At 71.9% G+C, this 431-nt stretch carries 1 protein-coding gene; it reads right to left on the bottom strand.

The window, feature by feature from the left end; genetic code table 11:
- Positions 1–329, bottom strand: a 329-nt coding sequence (locus tag K9U40_RS23995) for a GGDEF domain-containing protein (protein WP_282892551.1), incomplete at its 3' end; no start/stop codon positions are given.
- Between the last annotated feature and the right edge of the window lie 102 nt (positions 330–431).

Below are 431 nucleotides of genomic sequence, written 5' to 3'. Positions count from 1 at the left end.
AGGTGGAACGGTGCGGCCAGGCTGCGCAGCAGTTTCGCCGCGACGCCTTCCGTCAGCGCGCGGATGTCGGCGTCGGTGCGGCCTTCCATGCGCAGCACCACCACGAATTCGTCGCTGCCGGTACGCGCCAGCGTGTCTCCGCGGCGCAGCACGCTTTTCAGGCGCCGCGCGGTCTCGCACAGGACGTCGTCGCCGATCTGGGTGCCGCGCGCCACGTTGAGCAGCTTGAACTGGTCGATGTCCACGCAGATGACCCCCGCGGAGCCTGCGCCGCCCGCCACCTGGATCTGCTCCGACGCCAGTTGCTCGAGCAGGTGCCTGCGGTCCATCAGGCCCGTCAGCGCGTCGCGTTGCCACGGTGCCCTGGATGCCGGTGGGACGGCGCTGTCCTGGGGGCCGGAGGGCTGCCCGTCCGGCCCCCAGGACAGCGC

The organism is Xanthobacter autotrophicus (genome assembly GCF_030015065.1).
GTDB classification, from domain to species: domain Bacteria; phylum Pseudomonadota; class Alphaproteobacteria; order Rhizobiales; family Xanthobacteraceae; genus Xanthobacter; species Xanthobacter autotrophicus_D.
This window is presented reverse-complemented; position numbering and strand designations above follow the sequence as displayed.